The sequence below is a fragment of the Alsobacter sp. KACC 23698 genome, from assembly GCF_045348435.1.
Classification (GTDB): domain Bacteria; phylum Pseudomonadota; class Alphaproteobacteria; order Rhizobiales; family Beijerinckiaceae; genus Alsobacter.
In genome coordinates this window covers 1,154,932-1,176,586 of sequence record NZ_CP157484.1, presented here as the reverse complement: position 1 = coordinate 1,176,586, position 21,655 = coordinate 1,154,932, and the positions used below count along the sequence as shown (strand labels likewise).

The following is a 21,655-nucleotide window of genomic DNA, read 5'->3' as shown; positions in this document are numbered from 1 at the left end:
CACTGGGCCGCGAGTTGGCGCAATTCATGGGCGGTGTCTGGCACAGCGCTTGCCGCCAGCGCCCCCAGCGCCTCTTCGAGCAGTCGGTTAGCTTTACGAATGCCTGGTCGGGAACCACCGCCCTTGGCGTGCGTCTACTCCTTGACCGAAGAAGTTCAATGGTCGGCTTGGCCGAATGGAGCACCCCATGCTGAAGATCACCCTGACGGCGATGGCCGGCGCGTTAGCGGCGGGCTTTCTCGCCGTCAGCCCGGCGCAGGCCGGCGCGAGCACCGGAACCTGGCGCCATAGCCCCGAAGAAGTCTACGCCACCCAGCAATATCAACGTGAGCGGGCGATGCGTCGGCATAATTATGAGCGGCGCTCCCGCCGGGACTACGAGCAGGAGCGCTATTACCGGCCGCGGCAGCGCGGCTGGGGCGACGAATTCTGACGTCGATTGCGGGCTCGCCATCGCGCGAGCCCGTTCGACGAATGGCAAACTTAAGCTCGGCTCAACCTGCCCCGGTCAACGATCCGCCCGCCGCGCTAGTCTCTCGCTGATCATTACGTTGAACCATTGTGGCTCCATCTTCGTTGTTCAAATGCGGCGATGACGATGACGTGTGGAGTTCGCAGTGAACCCGACTTCAGCTGTGCAGGACCTACCGACGCTGTTCCACGCATTGCCGGTGCATCGCGACGCGCATGTCAGACGATTTCGCCATACCCGCATCAACGAAATCCCGGTTCGCATCGAATGGTGGTGCTCGGATGGGGTCTATGGCGAGACGGCGGTGTTTAGGGCTGAAGACGTCCAATCCTATTCAGAAGCCGCTCTGATCGCGATGGCTACGCAACATGCGGATGATCGGCGTATGGCCACGGTGGTGCGCGACAACGGATACGTGCTCGTAAACCACTCCTTCCGGATATGAATTGTCCGCTTGCTTCGGCTCTGCTTCCGATTGCTGCGATGCGTGCTGGACGGGCCGGCTTCGCTGCAGGGACGGCAACGACCGGGTCACACCAGAGGGTGGGCTGCCGCAGGTCGACCGCGAGTTTTACGTCATGCAGGGCGAGATCAACTCGACCCAGAGGTTCGGCTCGCAGGGCGACCAGGAAATGGACTTCGATAAGCTCGTGTCCGAGAAGCCGGAGTATTTCCTTCCTATTTGATGGCTCTGTCGACGCGCTGACGCGCTCGCACCCGCTTCGCGCCAGGGTGGGGGAGACCGTCCGGATCTTTTTCGGAGTGGGCGGGCCGAACTTCACGTCCTCGTTCCATGTCATCGGCGAGATCTTTGATCGCGTCTATCAGGACGGGAGCCTCGGTGCGCCCCCTGCAACCGGCTTGCAGACCGTATCGGTGCCTCCAGGAGGCTCGACCATCGTGCAGATGAAGCTCGATCGCCCCGGTCGCTACACATTGGTTGATCACGCGCTGTCGCGGGTCGAGCGCGGGCTTGCTGGACTGCTCATCGTGGAGGGCCCTGCGAACGACGACGTCATGCACGCCGGCGAGGCCCTAACGCGCTAACGGAGGGACTGTCATGGCTCAACATCGTTCCGCGCCCGGCGAGGTCGTCGACCTCAGCCCGCTTGGGCCCGCCCTGTCGTCGGCGAAGACGACCGCGCTGGTGAAGACCGAGGCGTTCGAGGCCGTGCGCCTCGTCATAAAAGCCGGCGCCGAGATCGCCACGCATCAGGTGGCGGGACCGATCACCTTGCACTGTCTGGAGGGACGGGTGACCCTGGACCTGCCGGGGGATTCGATCGAACTGGCCCCGGGAAGCTGGATTCACCTCGCCGGGGGCGCTCCGCACAGTCTTCGTGCCGCCGAGGATGCGTCCCTGTTGCTGACCATCATGTTCGCCCGGTGACACGGCTGACCGCCCATGACCGAGATCGATGCTGCCGAGGGCGCCGCCACTAAGCGGCGCCAGCCCAAGCCGCCGTGGGTTAGCAGAAGACCAGCCGCCCGCGGTCGGGGCCGGCCTGGTGCGGGGGTCAGGGAATGCATGGAGTCGACGGCATGGCCGCGGGGCCTCCCACATCGCGCGCTCCGGCGGGAACGGGCGCACGGGTTCACCGCTGTCGCTGACGACGCAGAACGACGCCCCTGAACACAGGACAGCGACCGCTCGTCGCGAGGGAGGGCGCCGGCTCACCCGCCGTGGCGCCCATGGCGCCATGACTGCATGTGTCGAAGGTGCTCCATTCCGCGTTTCGGTTGCCCGAGCTGGAACAAGCAGGTTTGATTCGTCGCGCCGGCGGCTCTGTCGAGCTGCCCCGGGAAGCCAGGCGCCTGGTGCGCACCGTCGCCTCGGCCTTCGACGCCTACCTTGACGCACCCGGGCGCACTTACAGCCGGGCGGTCTGAGGCGGCCGCCATGACGATTGAGATCATCCCACGGGCCCTGTGCGACCGACTGCTGGCCGCCTCTGACGCGCAGGGCGACCGCGACCTCGCAATCGCCATTGTGGGTCCCGATCTCACCCGGACGGAAACGATCGAACCCGGCTGTTACCTCGTCGCGGAATACGCTTGCGGCCACGCCATCTACCACGTCGACACGGATCTACGGATCGTTCGCCCGATCCAGGCTTGAGAGTCATGCGTTTCGTTGTCGCTGAGCAAAGAATGCGATCAAAAAAGACGCTACCCCGGCCTATCGCGACAAGGATCGTGGGATGTCAAAGAGAACGGATACAGTGTTGCTCGGATCGGCGGTCGGCACGGCTGCAGCGCTCGCGTTCGCTCCGGCCACGCCCAAAAAGCAGTTGACCGTGCGCCGGCGCGCTCGGCTGCAGTCGGCCTGAGCGGATGTCGTTCCCCGTGCCACGACACGAGCGCCGGCGGCTCGCCCACTTAGCGGCCCTGAATATCTTCGACACGGAGGCGAGCGAAGGGTTCGACCGTGTCTGCATGCTGGCCAGAGAATTCTTCCAGGTTCCCATGGCGATGGTCTCGTTCGTCGACGCGGACCGGCAATGGTTCAAGGCCAAGTCCGGCACGCATCTGGCGGGCAGCTCGCGGTCGGACGCGTTCTGCGCGCACACAATCCTCAACGACGAAATCCTGGTCGTCCCGGACGCCCGCCGCGATCCTCGTTTCGCGGGCAGTGCGCTCGTTCAACACGCGCCCGGCATCAGGTTCTATGCTGGCGCGCCGATCATGTTGGCGCCTGGTGTGGGACTCGGAGCGGTCTGCATCGCAGACCGCGTTCCCCGCATGCTGGACGGCCCAGGCAGGGTGGTGCTCAAGCAGTTGGCCGCCGTCGCCGTGAGCGAACTGCGGCTGATCCTTGCGGGCACGGCCTACATTCGGCAGGGATATAGGAAGGACTGCAGCCTTTAAGTACCCTGGCGCGCTTGCGCGCTCTGGCGGGGCCGCCTGCGACTGTCGACCGTAGCGCCAAAGAAGTCACTGGTTCACCGCCGGGGGAAAAGGCGCTAGCTCAATCTGGTTCGGATCGGCTCTTGCTTGACCAATCCCTCCGCCAACCTCGCCGACAACCCGAATCTGTGGCTGTGGCGCTCTCGACCAAGCCTGCCATGTTCTGGACCAGCTGACCTATGACGACGGCTAATGACTGCAGCGTTGCAGCCTGGCGAAGCGAACAAGGCGCTGGAGAAGCGTCTTTGCTCGTTCGGCGAGTGGTGGGCGCGGATCGGCGCCGCTGATCGGCCCCCGAATTTGGCGTCTCCAGTCGCGGCCGCCCCATCCTTAGGCCTTTGGGGGTCCGCGGTTGCGCGCCTCATCGGTCCTTCAGCACCGCTCCGCATTTGTCCGCGGCAACTGGGCCGTTGGAGATGAACAACCGGCAGTGGTCATGGTGCAGCTTACAGCGCCAGCGCAGCTTCGATGGCTTCAGGTCACACCGTGGTGATGAAGGCGAAGCTTCCGACAATGATAAAGCCGGCCGCGAGCGCCCGCCGCCAAGACACCGGCGAACTCCGCAAGCCTAAGAATTCCAAGCTGACAAGCCGCGCCTTGGCGAGTAGCACGGCGACGATGATGCCGTTCGTCAGTACGCGCGGAAGTCCGGCCGCCAGAACGAGGGCGGAGACGCCTAAGAGAAGCAGGAGCTCGATCCAAACCGAATTCACCCGTAACGCCGACCCGCCCAATGGTCACCTCACGACATAGATGATGGGGAACATGGCGATCCAGACCAGGTCGACCATGTGCCAGAACGCGGTTCCCGTCTCGACGGCTTCGTCGTCAGCGGCCCAAGCGACCACGGCGAGGATGACGACGCCGAGCGCCACATGGAGCGCGTGGAAGCCGGTGAGCAGGAAGTACAACGTGAAGAAAGCGTCGCTCTCTAGCCCATGGCCTGCGGCGATGCTCCTCGCGTATTCGAGCCCTTTGACTGCAAGGAAGGATAAACCGAGAGCAATCGCGCAGGCCAGCCATGCGCGGGCGCGCTGGGTTCGGCCCAGAGCCGCGGACGCCGAGCCGCGCGCCGCGCACCAACCGCTCGTGATGAGCAAGGCGGTGTTTATGGTCGCCAGTATCGGGCTGAGTTGGGCCTGGCCGACGGCGAACAGGTCCGGATGCAGGCGACGAGCCATGGCGAAGGCGCAGAGCATGACGCCGAACACGACGAGTTCGCTCAGGATCAACACCCACATCATGGGGTGGCCGGGCAGGCCGCGGAAGATGACCCACACGCCCTCATCCGCGTCTTCGATCCGCACGGCTTCAGTCATGCCCCCCTCCCCCTGACCAGCTCCCAGAAGCGGGCGAAAGGCCCGCGCCAAGACTGCGCAGCGCCGACGCTCCCTTACGGGCAGCCTCGGCCACGTCGTCAAACAGGTGGGCGAGCTCCGCATACACGCTCGCGTCGGCCTCGTCGGAGGCGATTTCGTCAAGGTCCGACATCAGCGTCATGATGCCGGCGATGAGGTCTCGCTGGCGCCGCGAGTCTTCGAGCTCGCGCCGCGCTTGGCGGCGTGCTTCCAACTGAGCGAAACGCGTGAGCGCTTCCGCCAACCGCGCGCGGCAAGCGCAATCCAGATCGACGGTTCGGAGCACGACCTCCACCCGAGAGATGACCGACGCGGTCGTGGCGCTCATGGGGTCTCCTCGGCATGGCGGCAAGACACAACAGGTCCCCCCGGACCAAGCCGAGGCGCCGCCTTCACGGACTGCTCCGCTCCGGAGCGATCCAGGCGAAAGCGAGTGAGATCAGCTTTTCGAGGCATGGATCTCGCCACCCGTTCCAGCAGGCCGCGCACGGGCCGGAACCTGGCCAGCCACGATCACGCAGGCGGCTAACCCTGCGAACGCCACCAAAGTCAGCACACCGCTCGCGATGCGGGCCGCCTCAAACGACGCCAGCCCTCCGCCGACGCGCAGCGCGACCGAGAGGTGAAGAACTGTCAGAGGGCCGTACATGACGGGCGCATGCCGAACTCGGACGCGCAGCATCGCCGGCGAGACGATCAACGCATGCCCGAACACCTTCGACCCTACGAAGCCGAGCATCGTGGCGTGGATAGGCGCGTCGTAGCGACCGGGACGATCGACGAAAAGCGCCGCCGTCAGGATAGCCGCGGCGACCGCAAGCCAAGCGTACCCCGCCAGTACGCAGGCCGAGACGTCGCGCACGTCGCCTGAGCGCCGAACGTTGATCCGGGCGATCATTTGGCATCGGATGGCCATCGGGGTGGGCGCTGCAACGTGGAGCGTTTCGGGAGGAGCTTGCATGTGCAGCTTGTGCCGCGCGCCGTACTGGCGTTCTTTGCCGCAGGACAAAGATATCGAAGATACGGCTCCACTCCTCCTTGGAGGCCTGCATCTGGCAGGCGATCCAGGTCGCCTGTGGGCCATAGGAGAACCGATTTGGCTGCGTTTCGTGGCGGTCCCCGCGCGGAACCTTTCGGTCCAGGAACCATTTTCACCCGCCCCGGATTCTAAGCCGCCGCGCAGCGCCGAGACTTGGGGGAAGGCAGGCCACTGAGGGCGGAGGATTCGCCGCCGTCCTTACCCTGGGGTGGCCCTAACACCAGGCCCAAGCTCGCGTGATCCATTTGCGGGAGCGTCCCTGCCGCTCGCCTTCGACCAGCGCTTCCATGTCGGTGCAAATCGCAATGGGGAGGGACCCCCAGCCTTTCGGGATCATCTACAGTTTCAAGCGATTTGTCTGACTTTAGGTGGCGGACATCGATGGGGCCGCTACCCCCGAGCATGTTTGTCGATTACGGCTCAGCTCCGACGTCCTATTGGTCGACTCTACGCTTCCCCTCCCCGCGGCCACGCCGCTCACCGACAAAGAACCGCCGTTTGGAAATCGACGAGCTCTTCTTCGCACAGACGCCGGCGGGATCATTCGATCCGGCAACTCCGTGTCCGACGCGTGAGTGAAGATCCATGGGACGCGCTCATCGGCCGTCCGCACCAGCTGATCCGCCATCCGGGCACTCTGCGTGCGGCCTTCCAGGTCTTGTAGAAGAACCATTGAAGCGGGCCGGCCCATCGGCGCTTCTGTGCGCAACAAGACACCCGCGTCATGGGCGAGGTCGAGTGGGCCAAAGTCGACGCGGAATCCAGTCACATGGACGCGCGGCTCAACGAGTTTGGCGCCTTCCAGAATGGCTTCGCGATGGCCTGCGCGAGTTAGAAAGCTCACGACCAAGCGGTACAGCTTTGAAGGCTTGGCGGCGCAGACGAACGAGTGTCTCGGCGCTGGCCTGAAACGCTTATTGGCGTTCGGAGCATCCGGTCAAAGGTGCTGCGATCCGTCCCTCGATGCTGGCCAATCCAAACCTGAAACTGTCGGCGATGCGTTCGGCTCGGCTCAGGAAAACGAGATGCTGCTCAGGCGTGCAGTGCTCAGCCAGGGTGGACCGGAACAGCGCGAGCCAGCGCAAGAAATGCTCATCGCCGAGCTTTGGCAGGTTCACGTGAGCCCGTAAGGGATCGCCCTTGTAGCCGCCCGTCATGAGGGTGATCGCCGACCAAAACTCGGTCAGCCTATCCAGATGATGGGGCCAGTCCTGCACGGCCCCGTCAAAGATGGGTCCGAGCAGGGGATCGATCCGCACCTTGTCGTAAAACGCGTGCACGACCTGGCGGATCAGGGTGCGGTCGATAGCGACCGCCGCCCCGGGCGAAACGGCGCGCCCAACCTGCGGGCCTGACGACATCGGCGCGCCGCCGCTAGGCGAAGTAGAGGGCCACGAAAGCCCCGACGAGGTTCCAGAACAACATGTTGATCAGGGTCCGCATCATGCCTCGGTCGTCCGCCTTGCGGATGCCGACCAGGTTGGAAACGAGATCCCCTGGGAGCAGGAAGCCCTTGGTGAGAACGGCGGTCATGGCGAGTCCCATCGGAAGAGGTCACATTGACTTACGCCCGAAAAGAGTCACTGTAAATACCTCTTTATGGAACGACCATGAAACTGAGTTCGCACACGGATTTCGGCCTCAGGATGCTGATGGCGCTGGCGGCGACGCCCGAGCGCCTGATGACCATTGAGGAATTAGCCAGGCGTTATCGCCTGTCGCAAAATCACTTGATGAAGGTGGCGCAAAGTTTGGTCCGCGCAGGCTTCGTCGCCGGCGTCCGCGGGCGTGGGGGCGGCCTGCGGCTGGCCCGGGATGCTCGGGAGATCGGGGTTGGCGACGTGGTGCGCGCCCTGGAAGAGGACCTGGCCCTCGTCGCCTGCCTGGGCGACACCCCCACGTCGTGCGTGTTGAGCGGGGCTTGCCGCCTCACTGGCGCGCTCGGCCGCGCGCTCGCCGCCTTTCTTGCTGAGTTGGACAGGATCAGCCTGGCTGACCTCGCCGCGCCCCGGGCCGCGATCCGGGACCGCCTGGAACTGCCGGCTGAGGCGCGGCCAGGCGACTTGCAAGAGGCGTGATGCGCTTATCGGCCCCGAATGGCGGCGGCGGGCCCGTCCCGCAGCGTGGACAAGCGCCTAACGGCGGCCTGCGCCAAATTCTGCATGTGATCGTAGTCATCGCGGCCGGGCCGCGCGTCCGCTCCCTGAAGATAGGCCTCGGCCAGCGCCTCGGCCACCACATCCGCCGCAGCGTCTGGCGGGCAAATGGCCTGAAGCTGGTGCGTCCGAACCTGGTTCGCCATGGCTCGACTGGTCGCGGCCATCTCGCGCAGCGCGCCCGAGTCCGGATCAGCCGCCGCCATAACGTCGAGCAGACAGGCCAGCTTAAGCTCTAGGTCAGCGGCCGATTGCGGTGAAGGAGTCGCGCCGCCCGGTCGCCGCCCTGCGTGGAACGCCTTGCGCCGTTCGCGACGGAAAGCCGCCACGTGCCCAAGTTCCTCCTGCGCCATCGTCTCGGCCGCCTGCCGAACCTCGTCGCTCTGCGCATGCGCCGCCACATAGCTCCAAAAGGTGAAGGCGCGCTCCTCGTTCCGTGTCGCTACGGTCAGCACCCGATAGGGGGTGAGCAGGTGCGAGCCCGCCATTTCGGCGGCGTCATCCTCGTCGAAGGTGGGAGGGGCGCGCCAGCGTAGGATCTCGGGATCCGGCTTGCGGCCGGAGCGCTGTTCCGACCAGGCGTCGACACTCGCCAAATGACCCCGCTCCTCTTGCGCAATGCGCTCGAACAAATCGGCGAGATCGTCCTGCTTTTGCGCGCGCATGGCCGTCGCATAGTCGGAATAGCGCGCCACCGCTTCGCTTTCCATGGCGTGCGCCAACGCGAAAAGCTCGTTGAGGCTGCCTACGACGCCAGCAGGCTCGGACCTGAGATGGGGCATCTGCGCGTCTCCCGGATGAGGCGGCGAAATTGACATCGGCGATCATAAGCGCGCAGTTTGTCCCTGCGCAAAGAGGCGGCACACGGCCCGTGTTGTTTGGACCGCGTGCCTGTTCATCGAGCCATTCGTACTTGTTTCTCCGACCAGGGAACCCTCCAAGGGTCCGGCCGAATGTTCCCCTCTTGCGCGAAGCAGCCTCTTTTCGGGCAGGAGCCCTCTTGGATGATTTCACGGGCACTCCACACCCTTCGGGCCGTGCTGCTTACCATCCTGATGTGCGGTTTCGGCGCGACGATCGCAGTCGCCGCAGGATCGCCGGGCAAGCTCCAAGATTACCTCGGCAGGGCTGAGCCGTCGGAGTTTTTCCTCGGCGCGGACCGCTTCGGCCCCCAGCAGGGCGCCCCGCCCATGGCTCCGGTCTACGCCGGGGACGCGCTTAAAGGGTACGTCTACCTCAACACCGATTTCACAAACGCCACCGGCTACTCGGGAAAGCCAATCAGCGTGCTGGTCGGCATCGATCCCCAGGGCGTCATCACGGGCCTGAAACTCGTCGACCACAAGGAGCCGATCGTGCTGATCGGCATTCCGGAAAAGCGCATTCTAGCCGCCATCAACACCTTGGTCGGCAAGGATATGCGCCCCGTCGCGAGCGGCGCCGACAAGCCGCCCCAGGTCGATATCGTAAGCGGCGCGACCGTCACCGTTTTGGTGATCGGCGACAGCGTCGTGCGCTCCGCCTCCAAACTGATCAAGAGCGGCCGCCTGGGCGGCCCGGGGCCAGCCGCGGCCTCGGCGTCAACAGCGCCTGTGAACAAGACGGTCGACCTCGAACAGAACGCGATCAAGGACTGGCAGACCTTGATGGGCGACGGTTCGGTGCGCCGCCTGCACCTGAGCCTCGGAGAGGTGAACGAGGCCTTCTCCAAGTCAGGCAATGCGGCTGCGGCCGCCAACCCCGAGCCGGGCGCTCCCGACGACACCTTCATCGATCTCTACGTCGCTCTCGTCTCCGTCCCCACCATCGGTCGGAGCCTGCTCGGCGACGCCGGCTACGAGCGCCTGAAAGCTCAGCTGAAGCCTGGTCAACAGGCCATCGTCGTCGCCGGCGAGGGCGTCTATTCCTTTAAGGGCTCCGGCTATGTCCGCGGCGGCATCTTCGACCGAATCGAGCTCCTCCAGGAAGGGGCCAGCACCCGGTTCCGCGACCGCCATCACACCCGTCTCGGCGCGCTCAACGCCCCGGGAGCTCCGGCCCTGCGCGAGATCGCGCTGTTCACGACCCCGCCCGAGTTCACGCTCGACCCGACGGAGCCGTGGAGCTTGCAGCTCCTGGTGCAGAGGGCGGCGGGACCACGCGAGAAAGCGTTCCTGACCTTCGATGTCGGCTATGCGCTTCCTGACGCCTATCTCAGGCGGGAACAGCGGGCCGTCGTCGTCGCGGATCAGGCGTCCGTCAGACCGCCGCTGGCCGGTTCGGCTCTAGCCGCCGCTCCCAGCGCGCCGTCTCTGGCTTCAGCCTCCGGCGACGAGGCCGAGCCGCTATGGATGGCGATCTGGCGAACGAAGGCGGCCTCGATCGCCGTCACCGCCGCCGCCTTGATCGTTCTCACCGCCATCTTTTTTTTCCAAGACGCCCTGGTGAAAAGGCCACGACTTCATGTCTGGGTCCGACGCGGCTTTCTGCTGTTCACGCTGGTCTGGCTCGGCTGGTACGCCAACGCGCAGCTTTCGGTCGTCAACGTCCTCACTTTCGGCAATTCGCTGCTGACAGGGTTCCATTGGGAGTTCTTTCTGGCTGCGCCCCTGATCTTCATTCTCTGGGCCGCCATCGCCACAGGTTTGCTGTTTTGGGGCCGGGGCCCCTTCTGCGGCTGGCTATGCCCGTTCGGAGCCTTGCAGGAACTCACCAACAACGCCGCGCAGTGGCTCAAGGTGCCACAGCTGAAGATCCCCTGGGGCCTGCACGAACGCCTGTGGCCGATCAAGTACATCATCTTCATCGGCCTGGTCGGAACGTCGCTGTACTCGGTCGCCTTGGCCGAGACTCTGGCAGAGGTCGAGCCGTTCAAGACCGCCATCGTGCTCAAATTCGCGCGCGAGTGGCCGTTCACGCTCTACGCCGTGACGCTGCTGACGGCGGGGCTGTTCGTGGAGCGCTTCTTTTGCCGCTACCTCTGTCCGCTCGGCGCGGCCTTGGCGATCCCAGGCCGCATGCGCACCTTCGAGTGGCTAAAGCGCTGGCCTGAGTGCGGCTCGCCCTGTCAGCGCTGCGCCAAGGAATGCCCCGTGCAGTCCATCCATCCCGAAGGGCACATCAACGTCAACGAGTGCATCTACTGCATGCACTGCCAGGAACTCTACCACGACGACCACCGCTGCCCGCATATGATCCAGGTGCGGCTGAAGCGCGAGAAGCGGGAGGCGATGTCGTCTCCCTCCATGCGGCCCGGCGGTGGGGGCCATAAGCCTGTCGTGACCTTCACCGGCGCCGCTGCGGCGGACGCTTCGCCATCCCTCGTCCCCAGCTTGAGCTCAGGAGGCTCCCATGACCGATCAGACCGAAAGCCAGAAACTTAGCCGCAGGCAGATGCTCGGCACGACCGCAGCGGTCGCCGCAGCCGGGGCGGCCGGAGTAGCGGGCGGGATCGCCACGACCAAGGGCCTGGTCGGCGAGGCCGAGGCCCAGACCCAGCCTGCAGCGCGGCCCGCCGTCGCAAGCGGCCCCAATAACACAGAGGTCAGGCCAGGCGATCTGGACGAATATTACGTTTTCTTCTCCAGCGGGCAGACCGGGGAGGTCCGTATCGTCGGCCTGCCCTCCATGCGCGAACTCATGCGCATCCCGGTCTTCAACCGGTGCAGCGCGACGGGCTGGGGCCTGACCGATCAGAGCCGCAAGGTGCTGACCGAGGGCCTGCTGCCGCAGACCAAGGAGTTCCTGAAGACCCGCGGCGGAACCTACCTCAACGGCGATCTGCACCATCCGCATCTGTCGTTCACCGATGGGACCTATGACGGCCGGTACTTGTTCGTCAACGACAAGGCCAACACCCGGGTCGCCCGCATCCGTCTCGACGTCATGCGCTGCGACAAGATCATTCAATTGCCCAATCAGCACACCGTGCACGGCCTGCGGGTGCAGAAATATCCGAAAACCGGCTACGTGTTCTGCAACGGCGAGGATCGCGTGCCGATCCCCAACGATGGTAAGATCCTCGACGACAACAAACAGTACCACGCCATCTTCACGGCGGTGGACGGCGACACCATGCAGGTCGCCTGGCAGGTGATGGTGGACGGCAACCTCGACAACGTCGACGCCGACTATCAGGGCAAATACGCCTTCGCCACCTGCTACAACTCGGAAGAGGGCGTGACCCTCGCCGAGATGACCGCCAATGAGCAGGATTGGGTGGTCCTTTTCAACATCAAGCGCATCGAGGAGGCGGTGAAGAGCGGCAAGGCGCAGATGGTCGGCGGCGTGCCGATGGTGGACGGCCGCAAGGGATCGCCGTTCACGCGCTATGTGCCGGTGTCCAACAGCCCGCATGGCATGAACACCGCCCCGGACGGCATTCACATCGTCGCCAATGGCAAGCTGTCGCCCACCGTAACCGTCATGGACGTGCGCCTCTTCGACGACCTCTTCGACGACAAGATCAAGCCCCGCGACGTGGTCGTGGCGGAGCCGGAACTGGGCCTTGGCCCGCTGCACACCGCCTATGATGGCAAGGGCAACGCCTACACCACGCTGTTCATCGACAGCCAGGTCTGCAAATGGAACATCGAGAAGGCCCGCCAAGCCTACAAGGGCGCCAAGGTCGATCCCATCATCCAGAAGCTCGACGTCCACTATCAGCCCGGCCACAACCACACCTCCATGGGCCAGACCAAGGAGGCGGATGGCAAGTGGCTCATCTCGCTCAACAAGTTCTCAAAGGACCGCTTCCTCAATGTCGGGCCGCTGAAGCCCGAGAATGATCAGCTGATCGACATCTCGGGGGACAAGATGATCCTTGTCCACGACGGCCCGAGCTTCGCCGAGCCGCATGACGCCACCATCGTGCACCGCTCGAAGATCAATCCGATCTCGATCTGGGATCGCGCGGACGCCTTCTTCGCCGACCAGGTTAAGCAGGCCAAGGCGGACGGCGTGAAACTGGAGGATGACAACAAGGTCGTCCGCGACGGCGATAAGGTGCGCGTCTACATGACGTCGACCGCTCCCGCCTTCGGATTGGAGGAGTTTACGGTCAAGCAGGGCGACGAGGTCACCGTGCATGTGACCAACATCGACGCCGTCGAGGACCTGACCCATGGCTTCTCGATCATCAACTACGGCATCCAGATGGAGGTCGCGCCGCAGGCCACAGCGTCGGTGACGTTCACCGCCGATCAGGCGGGCGTCTATTGGTATTACTGCTCGTGGTTTTGTCACGCCATGCACATGGAGATGAAGGGCCGCATGTTCGTCGAACCGAAAAACGTCTGAGACCATGTCCGATCGACGGATCCTCGTGCTTGCTGGACTGGCGCTTCTCAGCGGCAGCCCAGCGGGCTGGGCGCTCGGCGCTGAAGTCGAGGTCGCCGCTGGCGAGGGCTCGCTGCAGCGCGCGATCGATGCTGCCGCGGAGGACGATACTGTGGTGGCCGCTGCGGGCCTGCATCGGGGATCCATCGTTTTGCGCAAGCGCCTCGTCGTCGAAGGCCGGCCCGGCGCCGTCGTGCAGGGCGCTGGCGCTGGCAGCGTCATCCGGGTCGAGGCCCCCGGAGCGACGGTCCGGGGGCTCACGGTCCGTGGCTCCGGGGCCGACCTGGAGGCCATGGATTCAGGCGTCTTCGTCGCCAAGGACGCCAAGGGGGCGGTCGTCGAGCGCAACAGGATCGAAGGCAATCTCTTCGGGATCTACCTGCATGGAGCCGAGAACGCCATCGCCCGCGGCAACACCATCATAGGCTTGCGTGAGGGCCGCATGAACGAGGCTGGCAACGGCGTATCGGTTTGGAACGCGCCTGGAGCCAAGGTGATCGAGAACGACATCAGCTATGGCCGCGACGGCGTCTTCAGCATCAGCAGCAAGCGTAACCTGTACGCCCGCAACCGCTTTCACGACGTGCGCTTCGCCGTTCACTACATGTACACGAACGATAGCGAAATCAGCGACAATGTCTCGACCGGCAACGCCGTCGGCTATGCGTTGATGTACTCCAACCACCTCGTGGTGCGCGGCAACGTCTCCGACCGCGACCGCGACCAGGGCTTTGTCTTCAACTACGCCAACGGTTCGCAAATCCTGGGCAACAGGGTGGTCGGCGGTCTCCAGCCAGCGGAGCGCTGGACCAACCGGGGAAGCCGGCCCCCAGGCGAACACGGCCTTCCAGCCGCAGACGGAGCGGGAGTGGCCGCGACGGCGGGCGCGCGTCTCGGGCCTGAAAAATGCGTCTTCATCTACAACGCCAACCAGAACCGGTTTCGCGACAACTGGTTCGAGGGCTGTGAGATCGGCATCCACTTCACCGCCGGGTCGGAGGGCAACGAGGTGGTCGGCAACGCCTTCGTGGCCAATCGCAACCAGGTCAAATATGTCGGCACCCGCTATTTGGATTGGTCCAAAGCCGGGCGAGGCAATTACTGGAGCGACAATCCGGGCTTTGACCTGAACGGCGACGGGGTCGCCGACACGGCTTATCGGCCAAATGATCTGATCGACAAGGTCCTCTGGACAGCTCCCACCGCCAAAGTCCTCGTCAACAGTCCGGCCGTACAGGTGATCCGATGGGCGCAAGCGCAGTTTCCGGCGATCCTGCCAGGCGGAGTCGTCGATTCGAAGCCGCTGATCGCACCGCCCCCAAGACCTTCGCCAGCGGCGGCCGGGCCATGAAGGCGGCCATCAAAATCGAGGGCGTCACCAAGCGCTACGGTTCGGCGGAAGCTGTGCGCGAGGTGAGCTTCGCCCTTTCGCCTGGGGCCGTGGCGCTGGTCGGCCACAACGGCGCCGGCAAGACCACGCTGATGAAATTGATGCTCGGGCTTGTCCGGCCTAGCAGCGGAACCGTGTCGGTTCTGGGCGAGAACCCCGCCGCCGGCCAGTTCGCGGCGCGCCGGCGTCTCGGCTACTTGCCGGAAAACGTGTCGTTCAACGCCGCTCTGACCGGGCGCGAGACGCTCGCCTTCTACGCGCGCCTGAAGGGCGAGCCCGTGGCGCGGACCCTCGATCTGCTCGACAAGGTCGGCCTCAGCGCCGCTGGCGCGCGGCGGGTGGGAACCTATTCGAAGGGTATGCGCCAGCGGCTCGGCCTCGCCCAGGCGCTGATCGGCGAGCCGCAGGTGCTGCTGCTGGACGAACCCACCACGGGCCTGGATCCGGCGCTGCGGCTCAGCTTCTACGAGATCGTCCACGATCTGGGCCAACGTGGCGCGACCGTCCTGTTGTCCTCCCATGCGCTAAGCGAACTGGAGGAGCGGGCCGAGCGTGTCATCATCATGGACCACGGGCGGATGGTCGCCGATGGCTCCATTGACGAGCTGCGGCGCATTGCGCGCCTCCCGGTGCGGTTTCGCGTGCGACCCCGCGCCATGCCCCTGAGCCTGCCCCAGGGTCTGGGTCCCGTCCGGCCGGCCTCCGCCGGGTGGCTGGACTTCGAAGTCGACGCGGACAGGAAGATCGAGGCGCTTCAGGCGCTCGTATGCGGCGGGGCGCCGGCCGAAGATCTGGAGGTCATCCCGCCAACTTTGGACGACCTCTACGCACATTTTCTGCGCCATCAGGAGCCTGCGGCATGAGCGCCATCGCCATCATGGCCGCCAAGGAGATCCAGGAAGGACTTCGAAACCGCTGGGTGCTGGCGACGACGTTGCTCATGGCCGGACTGGCGCTGGCGCTGACGTTCCTGGGCAGCGCCCCCACGGGGAGCGTCGGCGTGCGCGCCCTCGACGTGGTCATCGTCAGCCTGTCCAGTCTGACGATCTTCCTCCTGCCATTGATCGCCCTGCTCATTTCGCACGACGCCATCGTGGGCGAGATGGAACGTGGCACGATGCTGCTGCTGTTGAGCTACCCCGTGGCGCGCTGGCAGGTGGTGCTCGGCAAGTTCGTCGGTCACCTCGCCATCCTGGCCTTCGCCACGCTTCTGGGCTACGGAGCCGCCGCGTTGGCGCTGCTGGCGACCGGCGCGGCCATCGATGCGGCGAGCTGGGCGGCTTTCGCCGCGATGATCGCGTCCTCGGTGGCGTTGGGAGCGGTGTTCATCGCGCTTGGCTACCTCGTGAGCGCGCTGGCGGCCAACCGGGGCACGGCCGCCGGCGTCTCGGTCGGCATCTGGCTGGGTTTGGTGCTGATCTACGACATGGCGCTGCTCGGTCTCCTGGTGCTCGACCAGGGCCGCGTTCTCACCGGCTCGGCGCTGAATGCGCTCCTGCTGCTGAACCCTACGGATGTCTACCGTCTCGTCAACCTGGCCGGCTTCGCCAATGTGAGCGCCTTTTCCGGCATGGCCGGCCTGGCGGGAAGCGCCGCGCTCAGCCCCACCGCACTGGTGGCGGCGCTCGTGCTTTGGACCGCGCTGCCGCTGGGACTGGCCTCCCTGTCGTTTTCCAGGAGAGAGCTATGAGGCGTGCGTTCGCGGTCATCGTCTTGGGGCTCGCGCTGGCCGGGTGCAACAGCGAGAAGGCGGCTGAAACGCCCAAGCCCTTCGCGCTCACCGAGCAGGCCATGGGTCACTATTGCGGCATGAACGTGCTTGAGCATCCTGGACCGAAGGGGCAGATCATTCTGCAGAGCCGCATCGATCCGGTCTGGTTCTCGTCGGCCCGCGACACGCTGGCCTTCACCATGCTCCCGGAAGAGCCCAAGGACATCTTGGCCGTCTACGTGTCCGACATGGGCAAGGCCCCGTCCTGGGAGAAGCCAGGCGCCGATAACTGGGTCGAAGCCCGCAAGGCGTGGTTTGTGGTGGGAGGCTCGGCGCGGGGCGGAATGGGCGTCCCTGAAGCAGCACCGTTCTCCGACCGAGTCGCGGCCGAGCGCTTCGCCAAAGAGAAGGGTGGGTTGGTCGTGGCCTTCGCCGACGTGCCGCGAGACCAGGTCCTCGCCGCCGGCTTGCAGGCTCCGCCGATGGCCGAGGATCCTTCCGCGCCTGCCGCACACGGCGCTTATGGAGGACCGCCATGAACGAGCTTCCCAGCCGTCGACGCTTCATTGGGATCAGCGCAGCCGCGGCGGGCCTTGCTGTGCTCCCGTTGGGCGTCAAAGCGTCGCCGGGCCAGGCTGGCGAACTGGTCATATGGCGCGGACTGGCTCTCGGCGCGATCTGCTCCATGCAGATCCACCACACGGACCGGGCCCAAGCCGAGCGGCTGATCCGCAGCGTGGAACTGGAGGTGCGCCGGCTGGAGCGGCTGTTCAGCCTGTATGACCAAACCTCGGCGTTGGCGCAGTTGAACCGCACAGGTTTTCTGGAAGCGCCGGCGCCCGAGTTCGTGGAGCTGCTGACGTCAGCGCAGGAATTCTCGCGGCGGACCGGAGGGGCCTTCGACGTCACCGTGCAGCCGCTCTGGACCCTTTATCGGGATCATTTCGCCCGGGACGGAGCTGACCCAGCCGGCCCTTCGCCTAAAAGCGTCCGCGAGGCTCTGGCCCGCGTTGGCTACGAACAACTGCTGGTCGGGCCGGATCGGGTGAGCCTGCGGCGCGGGATGGCGGTGACGCTCAACGGGATCGCCCAGGGCTTCGTCACCGACAAAGTCGTTGAACTCCTGCGCAACGCTGGCGCCGACCATAGCCTGGTCGACATGGGCGAAAGCCGCGCGATCGGCGATCACCCCGCCGGCCGGCCGTGGGACGTGGCGATCGCCGATCCCAACACGCCGGAACGCGCCGCCGCGCTGATCCCAATCGTCGACCGCGCGCTGGCCACGTCGGGCCCCTACGGGTTCCGCTTCGACGTGGCCGGCCGGTTCAACCACATTTTCGCTCCGTCCACCGGCGGATGCGCGCAGAACTGGGCCAGCGCCAGCGTGGTTGCGAAGAACGCCACGGCGGCCGATGCGTTCTCGACCGCCTGCTGCCTCCTCACCGAGGCTCAGATACAAGATCGGGCGGGAGCTGCTGGCGCGGAGCTTGTTCTCCTGATCGACAACAACGGCCAGGCGAAGCGAATAACCGTCTGAAAACGGTCCACGCCCGCATTGCGGGCCACAAGGAGGAAGTGATGAAGGTCATCGTCTTGGCTGCGGCCGCCGTGCTGGCCGGAATGAGCGCAGCGCAAGCGCAGGACGCCGCTGCGGGTGAAAAGGTCTTTGCGCCCTGCAAGGCCTGCCATCAGGTTGGCGACGCTGCGAAGAATGCGGTTGGGCCGACCCTCAACGGATTGTTCGGCCGCAAGGCTGGCCAGGTCGAGGGGTATAGCTACACGAGCGCCAACAAGAACTCAGGCCTGACCTGGGACGAGGCTACATTCGCCGAATACATCAAAGACCCAAAGGCCAAAATCCCGGGCACCAAGATGATTTTCGCTGGGATTAAGGACGAACAGAAAATCAAGGATCTGACGGCGTATCTTCATCAGTACGACAAGGCCCCGGTCAAACTCTCCGGATCCTGAATGGCACGTCCCTCGGGCGCCTTTCTTGGCGCGCGCCCGAGGGGCTGTTTCGCCAGCCATCAGCAACGAGCGCGTCAGCGCCGGATGAGACCTCCCTTTCGAGCGTGGCGAGCTCGACATCGCAGATCAGGATCTCTGGACGGATGGACCAATTTCCAACGCCCGGAAGACGGGCGGGCGAGTGGATCGAGAGCCGCAGGGCGAAATTCTGCAGCGGGATTCGCCCGACTTCGGCTAGAGCACGTCCACGCGGACAATGATGGCCGAAAGCGTCGATGCGGTCGCGTCGCTCGGTTAGGGAACAAAGTACAATAGGTGGCGCATCGTTCTGGGCGCTGATGTGCTTGAATCGGCGCGGGGAACGACAGGAGTGGCTGGTTCACCCGTTCGGTTGCGCCGCGAAGACCGGCAATCATTCGGTCCTTTTGCCCGACTGTCCAACGCGGCGGAGTTGCAGTGCTGCGACACACTGTGATGCGCTGTGCCAATGCAGTGTCGTGCGGCTGGGGGCCGCTCTTGGCGCATCCTAACCAACGCATGCTGCGGCATGCCGCCCAGAGGCCTTCGCGCGCTGGGAGAGAGTCTTAGCAAGCGTCAGATCTGGCCGGCGACGGCGCGGCGATGGCGGCGTGGTGCGCCAGATGGTGCTTGACGACGACACACCCCGCTTGCTCGCCGAATGAGCCCCTCGCGCTAGAGCCTCAATACCTCGCCTGCGCGTCGGCAACGCTCCGGCATGTCGCAGCAGCCAGAGCAGCGCCTGCGCCTTGGAGATGGGGGGCGCGGGGGCTTGCGGGCTTGGTGGACAAGACCGCCTCGACACCAGCGCCCGCGTGGCCCCTCGGGGCAGCCCTGGCCGGCGACGCGGGACAGGAAAGCCGTGTCGCGACGCTCAGCGACGCGGACCTGCTCACCTTATGGCAGAGCGGCGTCTCCCGGACGTTCAGACTTTCCTGCCCCTCCCCGACGATTCCATGTTCTGCGGCGTTGCCGGTGATCGTATCGTTGCCGCCGCCCCCTTGCGCCGTCTCGGAGGTCACGCCGTTGCTCGTCCCACGCCTCTGGCCAGTGGCGGCGTCCCGCCTGGGACTCTATCTTTGCCTCGACCTAATTCGAAGCGGCCTGACCTATTTTCGGAGGCATAGGTGACCATCTCTTTCGGGAACACCACTGATGGCGTGTTCAGACGTCGTCGAGGAGGCGAACTGTCAGCCTTGGGACTGCTGACGATCGGAGTCACGGCCTGTTTCGCATTGCCGCCTTCAGCCGCTGCTGCCAGCCGTGAAGAATCGGTGGCACTTGCAGCAGCCTTGGTAGCGTATGATAAGATTTGCGCTGCGCCCGGTCAGCCCATCAAGCGCGACGCTCTTGTCGCGGCCTTGGCGAAACTTGCGGATCAGGGCGTGGACATCACCCGCGCGCAGGACCGCGCAGACGTGTTGGCCGCCGTTGAAGGGATCGTGCGAATCCTGCAGCCGGGATTGGACAAGGCAAGATGGTGCGCTGCGATCTTGAAGCGAGCGCAATAGGTCGATGCGCGGGGGCCGCACATCTGCGCATCTGTCGCCCCAGAGCACGACTTCGGCCTCCCGCGGATCACGCGACGTTAATGTGATCGAGCAAGAGAGGCTCGGGCGGCTGGATGGGCGCCCGCAGACTACCTACGTGCTGACGCGCATGCGGCCAGTTCGGTCGGTTAGCTGGATTCGCGGAGCCTTGTCGACCGATCGCGTCTCAGTTGGTCCGTTCGCCATAGTGTCTCCAGCGCTGGAGAACGCCGATGGCCTCCTCTAGCCCGTCGGCCGACATTTTCTTGCTTGCCTTGGCGCTGGGGAATAGGACCTGGGCAGCCTCTCGCGGTTCAAGCTTCAGGACGCCGCCCCCAAGCGCATGGCCTTCCAGTTCGCAGCTCAATCGAACGAAGGGCGATGCCCAAAGCGGCAACAATTTGCGAGCCGTAACCGGGTCGTCGACCCGAAGGGCGTGCACGCTGTTTGAGCATGTCACGCCGGCCTCGTTGCGGATCAGTTTCACCGATCGCCCAGACATGTAACTCATCATGAATTCGGGGATGCGCACGTTGGGAACGACGTGCCAGGGCTCCCGGTTCTTGCATTTGTAGCTCACCCGGGCGATCTGACCAGCCGCGCTGTCCAGATAGGCTTTGACGGGCGCAGGCAGTCTCGCGTTACGCCCAAGCTTCAGTAGAAAGACCTGCTCGTCGTTCTGGGTCCAGCCAGCGACAGTGGCCTTCGTGATTGCGCCGTTGCGAATCCCTTTGCCGCTGCGCAGGCTCGGATGGAGGAAGGCCGACGGGATTCCGAGCCGCTGTGCGGTCGAAGGCCGGAGATGGAAAAAATCATTGTCGCCGCTTAGATAGCCGGTGCCAACGCTGGCGAAATCGCCCAGGCGTCGGCTGTCCTCCTCCCACGCCGCCGCCGCATAGAGTTGGCGAACGTCGCGCGGCAGGAGATAGGGCCGCAGCCGTCGGCCCCAGACGGCGCGCCACTCGTCCAAAGCGATTTTGACGGTGGGCTCGGGTCGCTGCGGATCCGGCGCAAAACGCTCGACGACGGTGAGGTCGATGTGAGTGGCGGTTCCGCCCCGGCCGCCTGCGAACAACAGCCAACAATCTTCCGACAGGAAAGGAAAGAGCTTTTCGCGTATCGCAACGACATGGACCGCGGCGAAGGTCGCGACCAGGTGTTCCAGCAGCGGAGCGGCATAAGGTGCGTGCCCGATCGCCGCCGGAGTCACAAAGGCGAAGCGGCCGCCCGGCTTCAGTAGCGAGGCTGTCGCCACCAAGAACGGAGCCCATGATGAGGTCAGTCCGGAGAAGGCTACGCCCTGCCTTGCGCAGAGCTCCAATGCCCGGCGCCGCTTTTCGCCCTTGAAGGTCTGGTAGCGGATGAAAGGAGGGTTGCCCGCGGCGCACTCGAACCTCTCCGACGTCCGTGCAGCCCAGTCGAAGAAATCGCCCTCATGGACCAGAGCCCAAGGAGCGGCCGTCACCGCCGCCGCGGCCGATCGCGGATTTTGCTCGACGCCGACGCAGCGACGATGCAGCGCCAGAAACTGTCCGTCGCCGCATGAGGGATCCAGCAAACGATCGGGCTCGCTCGGGTCCACCCAGGCGACGAGCGCGCGGGCGACGTCCTCAGGCGTGAAAAAGGCGCCAGAGCGCTTTTGACAAAATTCAGGAATATCGGCCTGCAGCAGCGGCGCAGACGTAAAAGTCGTCCCGCCCCGAATGCGCACCCCAGTGGCTCCGATTGCATCGGCGCGATGGTCGAGAACCGCAGCTCTCGGCAAGACAGGATCGGCCATAGAGTCGG

The 21,655-nt window shown here is 65.0% G+C and carries 25 protein-coding genes; 17 read left to right on the top strand and 8 right to left on the bottom strand.

The features are described 5' to 3' along the window. The first annotated feature begins 187 nt into the window (after positions 1–187). From ABEG18_RS05455 to ABEG18_RS05425, 7 genes are all read left to right on the top strand, one after another. Entirely contained in the window at positions 188–433 is a 246-nt protein-coding gene (locus tag ABEG18_RS05455; RefSeq protein ID WP_406857082.1) for a hypothetical protein, read from the top strand. Between the two features lie 184 nt (positions 434–617). Beyond that, a complete protein-coding gene (locus tag ABEG18_RS05450) occupies positions 618–917 on the top strand; it encodes a hypothetical protein (protein WP_406857081.1) in 300 nt (99 codons plus the stop codon). Position 918: 1 nt separating this feature from the next. Then, positions 919–1,158, top strand: coding sequence for a hypothetical protein (locus ABEG18_RS05445; protein ID WP_406857080.1), 240 nt, complete (start codon positions 919–921; stop codon positions 1,156–1,158). 46 nt (positions 1,159–1,204) lie between these two features. Next, positions 1,205–1,519, top strand: coding sequence for a multicopper oxidase domain-containing protein (locus ABEG18_RS05440; protein WP_406857079.1), 315 nt, complete (start codon positions 1,205–1,207; stop codon positions 1,517–1,519). A 13-nt stretch (positions 1,520–1,532) separates the two neighbouring features. Further along, a complete protein-coding gene (locus ABEG18_RS05435) occupies positions 1,533–1,862 on the top strand; it encodes a cupin domain-containing protein (RefSeq protein ID WP_406857078.1) in 330 nt (109 codons plus the stop codon). A 510-nt stretch (positions 1,863–2,372) separates the two neighbouring features. Further along, the gene (locus ABEG18_RS05430; protein WP_406857077.1) at positions 2,373–2,591 is read left to right on the top strand and encodes a hypothetical protein; all 219 of its coding nucleotides are present in this window, start codon (positions 2,373–2,375) and stop codon (positions 2,589–2,591) included. A gap of 227 nt (positions 2,592–2,818) precedes the next feature. Next, entirely contained in the window at positions 2,819–3,340 is a 522-nt protein-coding gene (locus ABEG18_RS05425; RefSeq protein WP_406857076.1) for a GAF domain-containing protein, read from the top strand. A gap of 518 nt (positions 3,341–3,858) precedes the next feature. Here the strand turns inward: ABEG18_RS05425 and ABEG18_RS05420 are convergent. The 6 genes from ABEG18_RS05420 to ABEG18_RS05395 form a co-directional block, all read right to left on the bottom strand. Continuing rightward, on the bottom strand, positions 3,859–4,092 hold the full coding sequence (locus ABEG18_RS05420; protein ID WP_406857075.1) for a cytochrome C oxidase subunit IV family protein: 234 nt from the start codon (positions 4,090–4,092) through the stop codon (positions 3,859–3,861). A 24-nt stretch (positions 4,093–4,116) separates the two neighbouring features. Then, entirely contained in the window at positions 4,117–4,698 is a 582-nt protein-coding gene (locus tag ABEG18_RS05415; RefSeq protein WP_406857074.1) for a cytochrome c oxidase subunit 3 family protein, read from the bottom strand. Then, positions 4,691–5,065 carry a hypothetical protein gene (locus ABEG18_RS05410; protein WP_406857073.1) on the bottom strand — a complete coding sequence of 125 codons (375 nt, stop codon included), beginning with the start codon at positions 5,063–5,065 and terminating at the stop codon, positions 4,691–4,693. The genes ABEG18_RS05415 and ABEG18_RS05410 overlap by 8 nt, the downstream gene beginning before the upstream one ends. 111 nt (positions 5,066–5,176) lie before the next feature. Further along, positions 5,177–5,635, bottom strand: coding sequence for a hypothetical protein (locus ABEG18_RS05405; RefSeq protein ID WP_406857072.1), 459 nt, complete (start codon positions 5,633–5,635; stop codon positions 5,177–5,179). 1,055 nt (positions 5,636–6,690) lie between these two features. Further along, entirely contained in the window at positions 6,691–7,137 is a 447-nt protein-coding gene (locus ABEG18_RS05400) for a group III truncated hemoglobin (protein ID WP_406857071.1), read from the bottom strand. 13 nt (positions 7,138–7,150) lie between these two features. Next, entirely contained in the window at positions 7,151–7,309 is a 159-nt protein-coding gene (locus ABEG18_RS05395) for a hypothetical protein (RefSeq protein ID WP_406857070.1), read from the bottom strand. A gap of 77 nt (positions 7,310–7,386) precedes the next feature. Between ABEG18_RS05395 and ABEG18_RS05390 the strand changes: the two genes are divergently transcribed. Beyond that, the gene (locus ABEG18_RS05390; RefSeq protein ID WP_406857069.1) at positions 7,387–7,854 is read left to right on the top strand and encodes an Rrf2 family transcriptional regulator; all 468 of its coding nucleotides are present in this window, start codon (positions 7,387–7,389) and stop codon (positions 7,852–7,854) included. Between the two features lie 5 nt (positions 7,855–7,859). On the opposite strand, the gene ABEG18_RS05385 is transcribed toward ABEG18_RS05390, so the two are convergent. Further along, complete coding sequence (locus tag ABEG18_RS05385) at positions 7,860–8,714, bottom strand: ferritin family protein (RefSeq protein WP_406857068.1); 855 nt, start codon at positions 8,712–8,714, stop codon at positions 7,860–7,862. A 273-nt stretch (positions 8,715–8,987) separates the two neighbouring features. Between ABEG18_RS05385 and ABEG18_RS05380 the strand changes: the two genes are divergently transcribed. From ABEG18_RS05380 to ABEG18_RS05340, 9 genes are all read left to right on the top strand, one after another. Further along, complete coding sequence (locus ABEG18_RS05380; RefSeq protein ID WP_406858537.1) at positions 8,988–11,294, top strand: 4Fe-4S binding protein; 2,307 nt, start codon at positions 8,988–8,990, stop codon at positions 11,292–11,294. Next, positions 11,263–13,209 (top strand): TAT-dependent nitrous-oxide reductase, encoded by a 1,947-nt coding sequence (gene nosZ, locus ABEG18_RS05375; protein ID WP_406857067.1) that lies wholly within the window; start codon positions 11,263–11,265, stop codon positions 13,207–13,209. Before ABEG18_RS05380 ends, nosZ begins: the two co-directional genes overlap by 32 nt. A gap of 4 nt (positions 13,210–13,213) precedes the next feature. Further along, positions 13,214–14,599 (top strand): nitrous oxide reductase family maturation protein NosD, encoded by a 1,386-nt coding sequence (locus ABEG18_RS05370; RefSeq protein WP_406857066.1) that lies wholly within the window; start codon positions 13,214–13,216, stop codon positions 14,597–14,599. Next, positions 14,596–15,501 carry an ABC transporter ATP-binding protein gene (locus ABEG18_RS05365; protein WP_406858536.1) on the top strand — a complete coding sequence of 302 codons (906 nt, stop codon included), beginning with the start codon at positions 14,596–14,598 and terminating at the stop codon, positions 15,499–15,501. The genes ABEG18_RS05370 and ABEG18_RS05365 overlap by 4 nt, the downstream gene beginning before the upstream one ends. Continuing rightward, positions 15,498–16,328: an ABC transporter permease subunit gene (locus ABEG18_RS05360; RefSeq protein ID WP_406857065.1), complete on the top strand. Its 831-nt coding sequence runs from the start codon at positions 15,498–15,500 to the stop codon at positions 16,326–16,328. Before ABEG18_RS05365 ends, ABEG18_RS05360 begins: the two co-directional genes overlap by 4 nt. After that, positions 16,325–16,888: a nitrous oxide reductase accessory protein NosL gene (locus ABEG18_RS05355; protein WP_406857064.1), complete on the top strand. Its 564-nt coding sequence runs from the start codon at positions 16,325–16,327 to the stop codon at positions 16,886–16,888. Before ABEG18_RS05360 ends, ABEG18_RS05355 begins: the two co-directional genes overlap by 4 nt. After that, complete coding sequence (locus ABEG18_RS05350; protein ID WP_406857063.1) at positions 16,885–17,886, top strand: FAD:protein FMN transferase; 1,002 nt, start codon at positions 16,885–16,887, stop codon at positions 17,884–17,886. The genes ABEG18_RS05355 and ABEG18_RS05350 overlap by 4 nt, the downstream gene beginning before the upstream one ends. 41 nt (positions 17,887–17,927) lie before the next feature. Further along, positions 17,928–18,320 (top strand): c-type cytochrome, encoded by a 393-nt coding sequence (locus ABEG18_RS05345; protein WP_406857062.1) that lies wholly within the window; start codon positions 17,928–17,930, stop codon positions 18,318–18,320. 1,145 nt (positions 18,321–19,465) lie between these two features. Further along, positions 19,466–19,849: a hypothetical protein gene (locus ABEG18_RS05340; protein WP_406857061.1), complete on the top strand. Its 384-nt coding sequence runs from the start codon at positions 19,466–19,468 to the stop codon at positions 19,847–19,849. Between the two features lie 205 nt (positions 19,850–20,054). Here ABEG18_RS05340 and ABEG18_RS05335 read toward each other — a convergent pair whose 3' ends face one another. After that, positions 20,055–21,578, bottom strand: coding sequence for an N-6 DNA methylase (locus ABEG18_RS05335; protein ID WP_406857060.1), 1,524 nt, complete (start codon positions 21,576–21,578; stop codon positions 20,055–20,057). Positions 21,579–21,655 lie beyond the last annotated feature (77 nt).

Excerpts from the sequence above, each read along its gene's own strand:
- ABEG18_RS05350 (WP_406857063.1), top strand. The coding sequence starts at position 16,885 with ATGAACGAGCTTCCCAGCCGTCGACGCTTCATTGGGATCAGCGCAGCC.
- ABEG18_RS05415 (WP_406857074.1), bottom strand. The coding sequence starts at position 4,698 with ATGACTGAAGCCGTGCGGATCGAAGACGCGGATGAGGGCGTGTGGGTC.
- ABEG18_RS05360 (WP_406857065.1), top strand. The coding sequence starts at position 15,498 with ATGAGCGCCATCGCCATCATGGCCGCCAAGGAGATCCAGGAAGGACTT.
- ABEG18_RS05355 (WP_406857064.1), top strand. The coding sequence starts at position 16,325 with ATGAGGCGTGCGTTCGCGGTCATCGTCTTGGGGCTCGCGCTGGCCGGG.
- ABEG18_RS05455 (WP_406857082.1), top strand. The coding sequence starts at position 188 with ATGCTGAAGATCACCCTGACGGCGATGGCCGGCGCGTTAGCGGCGGGC.
- ABEG18_RS05400 (WP_406857071.1), bottom strand. The coding sequence starts at position 7,137 with ATGTCGTCAGGCCCGCAGGTTGGGCGCGCCGTTTCGCCCGGGGCGGCG.
- ABEG18_RS05435 (WP_406857078.1), top strand. The coding sequence starts at position 1,533 with ATGGCTCAACATCGTTCCGCGCCCGGCGAGGTCGTCGACCTCAGCCCG.
- ABEG18_RS05410 (WP_406857073.1), bottom strand. The coding sequence starts at position 5,065 with ATGAGCGCCACGACCGCGTCGGTCATCTCTCGGGTGGAGGTCGTGCTC.
- ABEG18_RS05370 (WP_406857066.1), top strand. The coding sequence starts at position 13,214 with ATGTCCGATCGACGGATCCTCGTGCTTGCTGGACTGGCGCTTCTCAGC.
- ABEG18_RS05365 (WP_406858536.1), top strand. The coding sequence starts at position 14,596 with ATGAAGGCGGCCATCAAAATCGAGGGCGTCACCAAGCGCTACGGTTCG.
- ABEG18_RS05405 (WP_406857072.1), bottom strand. The coding sequence starts at position 5,635 with ATGATCGCCCGGATCAACGTTCGGCGCTCAGGCGACGTGCGCGACGTC.
- ABEG18_RS05430 (WP_406857077.1), top strand. The coding sequence starts at position 2,373 with ATGACGATTGAGATCATCCCACGGGCCCTGTGCGACCGACTGCTGGCC.
- ABEG18_RS05385 (WP_406857068.1), bottom strand. The coding sequence starts at position 8,714 with ATGCCCCATCTCAGGTCCGAGCCTGCTGGCGTCGTAGGCAGCCTCAAC.
- ABEG18_RS05380 (WP_406858537.1), top strand. The coding sequence starts at position 8,988 with ATGTGCGGTTTCGGCGCGACGATCGCAGTCGCCGCAGGATCGCCGGGC.
- nosZ (WP_406857067.1), top strand. The coding sequence starts at position 11,263 with ATGACCGATCAGACCGAAAGCCAGAAACTTAGCCGCAGGCAGATGCTC.
- ABEG18_RS05345 (WP_406857062.1), top strand. The coding sequence starts at position 17,928 with ATGAAGGTCATCGTCTTGGCTGCGGCCGCCGTGCTGGCCGGAATGAGC.
- ABEG18_RS05395 (WP_406857070.1), bottom strand. The coding sequence starts at position 7,309 with ATGACCGCCGTTCTCACCAAGGGCTTCCTGCTCCCAGGGGATCTCGTT.
- ABEG18_RS05390 (WP_406857069.1), top strand. The coding sequence starts at position 7,387 with ATGAAACTGAGTTCGCACACGGATTTCGGCCTCAGGATGCTGATGGCG.